The organism is Pseudonocardia sp. (assembly GCF_035305885.1).
Classification (GTDB): Bacteria; Actinomycetota; Actinomycetes; order Mycobacteriales; family Pseudonocardiaceae; genus Pseudonocardia.
Map to the genome: position 1 here is coordinate 1 of NZ_DATGOP010000007.1, position 4,981 is coordinate 4,981.

Sequence of the window (4,981 nt, forward strand, 5' to 3'; positions counted from 1 at the left end):
TACCGGGCGCAGCTGTTCGAGGCGCTCGACGCGGGCATCCGGTGGGTGCTCCACCCGCCGGACGGGACCAGCCGCACCCGCGACGAGCTGGAGACCGTCGCCGAGACGCTCGGCGTGCCGGTCGAGTTGGTGGAGTCGATCGCCCTCGACCCCCTGATCCCGGTCGACACCCCGGTCGCGATCGGCGGCCACCCCGACCGGTTCCGGGGCTTCGAGACCGACCTGCGCCTGGTGCGCGTCGCCGTCGAGAGCAAGCGGCAGCTCCTGGACAAGGCCGAGCGGCAGCTGCAGGACGCCGTCGCGGGCCTCCCGGGCGCGCTGGCGGCCGCCGGCGACCGGGCCCAGCAGCGGTACGCCGTGATCGGTGGCAGGCTCGCGACGCGCGCCGCGGGACGGGTCCCCGCGATCGTGGCCGGGGCGGGCGCCGGTGGCGGTGGTGCGCCGACCGCGGCCGCCGTGGCGTCGGGTGGCACCGGTGGCACCCCGCTCGCCGAGGTGGGGACGGGGCGGCCGGTCACGTCCGCGGCACGGGGCCGGGAGCGGGTGACCAACCCGATCCGCGGACCGCCGTCGCTGGAGGACCTCGGGCGTTCCCGTGCCGCCCGGGCACTCCGCAAGGCCTTGCTCGCCGCGCAAGCGCTGCGTGAGCGGCTCGCCGCGGCCGAGACGGAGCTGCAGGAAGCGCTCCAGCGCAACCGCGAGCTGCGCGACGCCTACGAGCAGGCGGCCGGCGGCCTGCGCGCTGTCCTGGCCGGCGCCGGCAACGCGGTACCGGACGAGCTGTCGGTGCGCTTGCGCCAGTCGAACCGCGAGGTGGCCGCGGCGCTCGCTGCCCGGCGCCGCGCGGAGGCCGACCTCGCCCACGGCATCGCGGAGGCGGTGCGCGCGGCCAGCAACCGAGGCATGCCGCACCGGGTGCTGCGCGAGGCGACCGGGCTCGGCGCCGACACGATCACGATGCTGACGGGCCCGTGGCGCGGTGACCCCGAGCGGTTCCCGAAGGTGGACGCGTTGAACACGCGCCTGATGCGCTGGTTCAACCGGGGCGCCGAGTTCGGCCTGCCCGACGGCGGCCGGGTGACGGTCGGGTGGCTGCGCGAGCAGCTCGGCGACGAGGGCCGCTTCGTCGTGGTGACGACCGAGGACGGCGCGCTCGTGCTCGTCGGGCGCAACCGGATCGCGCAGTACGACCTGTCCGACGGCCACTTCCACCCGGCGGGCTACGACCACTCGCGGCCGCCGAAGGTGAAGGGCCTCGTCAAGTGGCTGCGCGACGCCGGCCACCAGGGCGTGGTGACCTTCCACTTCATCCCGCAGCACGGCAAGGGCTTCGCCCCGCTCGGGGCGACCTTCTACTACCTGGTCAACAGCGTCCTGAACGTGGCGTTCGGGACGCGCACCCCGATGCTGCGGATGTGGGGCGTCTTCTCCGACGTCCGACTGACCCGTGAGGTGCGCGAGCTCCCGTCGGACCTGCGCTGGCGGGCGGTGGTCGGCTCCACCGGCGCGCGGATGGACATCCCTGGTGCCCTCGCGTACCTGCGGCTGTTCACGATCCTCAACCCGGACGTCGCCGGGCTTATCGGCGAGACGACCATCGCCAAGGAGGCCGTCACCCGGTTGCTCGGCCCCCAGGCGATCCACGCGATCAACCCCGAATGGCGGACGCAGATCGATCGCCTCGTCACCGCGGCGGGCCTGCTGCGCACCGCGCTCGAGAAGGGTCGGATCGCGGCGGACGACATGCCGGCTGCCCTGCGGATGATGGTGGCGGGCGGCGACGAGCGCGACGCCACGCAGCTACTGCCCGTGCTGCTGGCGAACGTCGATGCGATCCGCTCGCTGCTCGCCGCGGCGGGGTACGACGCAGCCGCCCGGTCCCTGCTGACGGCCGCCGACCTGCGCCGCCTGGACATCTACAACCCGCACCTGCGCGAGCTGTTGGCCGCGGTGCAGGAGCAGGGCCACCTGATCGTCATCCACAACGACTTCGGGCTGGCGCGGATCCTCGAGGACTTCCGCTACGCGGCCGAGCGGCCGGACGGCCGCTTCGGCATGCCGCTGCTGTCGCTGCTCAAGCAGTACCCGGGCGCGAAGGTGATCTTGGCCCACATGGGGATGGGCAAGTTCACCGACCCGACGCCGGAGTACATCCGGCTGTGGGGCCGCATCCTGTCCGACCCGGGCCTGCAGCACGTCTCGACCGACATCTCCTGGAACGAGGTGGCCCGCCACCTCAAGGCGACGAAGGCGATCACCGACGCGTTCATCGACCTGGTGCGCCGGCACGAGGACCGGTTCATCTACGGCACGGACGGGGTGAAGCCGGAGTCGCTCGCCCAGTACTTCCGCCAGGCCCACGACCTCGACCCGGTGTTCGAGCGGATCCGCGACGAGGTCGGGCCGGAGGCGTTGGCGAAGCTGCGGCACGCCAACCTGGAGCGGCTGCTGCTGGCCGCCCGGCGCGACGTGCAGCAGTGGGCGTACGTCCAGCTGCGGTCCGGGCGGTGGGACGAGGTCCTCGCCGAGCTCACGCCGCAGTACCGGCGGTTCCTCGACCGGTGGGCGGCCCGCTACGCGTTCGAGCGCGACGAGTCCGCGCTCGCCCGGCCCGACTCCGACATACCGGTCGTCGGGCCCGGTGACTGGCGCAACCCGGCCGACGAGGCCACCGGCCAGCTGCGCAACCTGCTGCGCTGGCACAACGCGGTCACCCCCGATGCGGTCAGCGCGAAGAAGCTGATCACCTGGAGGCTGGTGCGGGCGTCGCTGCGGGCGTCGGTCGAGGACCACTGGCGGGCCAGGGAGCGGCGCGCCGCGCAGCGCCGCGCGGACGCCGCACTGCCGCCGGCCCACGACACCGCCGCGCTCGGCCTCGTCGATCCGTCCGGTGCGCCGTACACGGTCGATGCGCTCGTGGCCGCGGACCAGGCCCGGCGGGCGCTGGGTGACCCGGCCACGACCACAGGCGTGCTGAGCGAGGTGCAGCGCACGCAGCTCGACCAGGACGCCGCCGACCGCGAGATGGAGCGTCAGCGCACCCGCTTCCTCGTGAAGACGGCGATCGGGGCGGGCGTGACCGCGGTGCTGATCGCGGTGGGCGCTCCGCTGCTGCAGATCACCGCGACGGTCAGCTACGCGGCGTTCACGGTGCGCGGTGCGCTGAACCTCTACCGCGCGGCGTACGCGCAGCAGATCCGCGTGATGGTCGAGTCGATCCTCGAGCGGGGGCAGTTCGACCCCAACACGATCGACCAGCTCGTCGCGAAGACCCGCAAGTACGCGGTGCTGGGTGGCGCCGGCCCGGCCCGGCTGCAGCGGCTCGACGCCGTCACCGACAGGTTCCGGACCGAGGTGGCCGCGATCGCCGAGGAATGGGACGCCGTCGTTCGCTCCGGTCGGCCCACGGCCGCTCAGATCCAGGAGCTCCGGGACCGGGCGCTCGCGGCGTTCTCGGTGATGCTCGACCGGGTCGGCGTCCACTCGGGCACGCAGTACCAGTCCTACCCGTCGATCTCGGCGGACGCGGGCTTCTCGGGCCGGACGGTCAACACCGCGCTGGCCGTCACCTACGTGATCCACTTCATCTGGCACGTGAGCCAGGCCCTGGCCACGAGCGGCCTGGAGATGTGGGTGAACGCGGTCTACGCCGTCACCGACGCCCTGTTCTTCGCCCAGGCCGGTCCGGCCGCGATCACCGGGCTCGCCGGGCGGGACGTGGCGAGCCACCACCCGCTGGCCCGCAAGATCGTGCACCTGCTCGGGTTGCCGATCATCACGGTGGCGAACGCCCTGCTGACCGCGCAGATGGTCGCGGACGGGAACCTGCTGCTGGTCGCCCCGGCGGTCGTGCTGACGCTGGCGAGCGGCTACCTGACCAAGCTCGGCCTCGCCGTCGAGCTCGGGTTGGGCCGGATCGCGCCGCGCAAGGGTGCGTGGGCGAACGTGCACCTCAACACCGGGCTGGTGGCGTTCGGCGTGCTCGGGTTGCTCCCCGCCAACTGGCCCATCGTGGTGTTCGGCCTCGCCGGCGGCGCCGCCGTCCTGCTCGGGTTGTCGAAGATCGACACCTGGCGGAGCATGCGGGTGCGCGGCCCGCCGACCCCGCGCGCGCGGCGGGACGCGACGGACGCCGATCTGGAGCGGATCCGCCGCGAGGCGATCGTGCACCCGGACGGGCGCGGCGTCGTGCTCGTGCCACCGGGCGACCCGCTGCGGGCGCATGCGCTCGAGCTGCGCGTGGCAGACGGCGAGCTCGTGCTGGTCATGCACGGTGAGCGGGACGGGTTCATCTACCCGATGCCGGACGCGGACGTGCGCGTCACGCCCGCGCAGGTCGCGGAGCTGCTCGAGCAGCTGCTGCCACCGTCGGCGCCGTCGGGACCGATGACGGTCTGCGCGTGCTCGCTCGCGGCGGGCCCCGCGACCCCTGCGCGGGAGCTCGCGCAGCGCACCGGTCGGACGATCGTCGCGTTCACCTCCACCGTGCGGGTGCACCGGCCGGGTCGCGCGGGCGCGCGCATCACGACCGACGGCAGTTGGCTCGAGTTCGACGCGACCGGCGCGTCCCGGGCGGCGTTCCGGCCGACGGTGTTGCTGTACCCGTGGGCGGTGCCCGGAGCGCAGCGGCTCGGGCCGCCCGGGGTGCGGCTGCCGATCGCGCCGCGCGCGCCCCCGGCCACGGCGGGCGCCGGCAGCGGTTCCGACGCCGCTGCCGGCGCCGTCAACGGCGACCTGCTGATCACGCCGGCGCAGCGGGCGTTCGCGGTCGAGCGCGTTGCGGTGCACGGCGGGCAGAAGCTGGCGCAGTCCCGCAAGCAGCGCCGCAACTACGCCTCGTACCAGTTCGTGAAGGACACGAACTGGACCGGTGCGCTCATGGGCGACCTCGTGGAGGAGCTGGGCCGGCCGGGCATGGCGCGGCTGGCGGCCGCGAACGGGGAGCGGCTGCTGGCCAACGTCACCCTCGTCGCGGTCGGGA

Annotated in this window: 1 protein-coding gene; it reads left to right on the plus strand. The window is 74.0% G+C overall.

Features of this window, described 5'->3' with window-relative positions; all coding sequences use genetic code 11:
- Positions 1–4,981, plus strand: a 4,981-nt coding sequence (locus VKZ81_RS00990) for a DUF8616 domain-containing protein (protein ID WP_324239436.1), incomplete at both ends; no start/stop codon positions are given.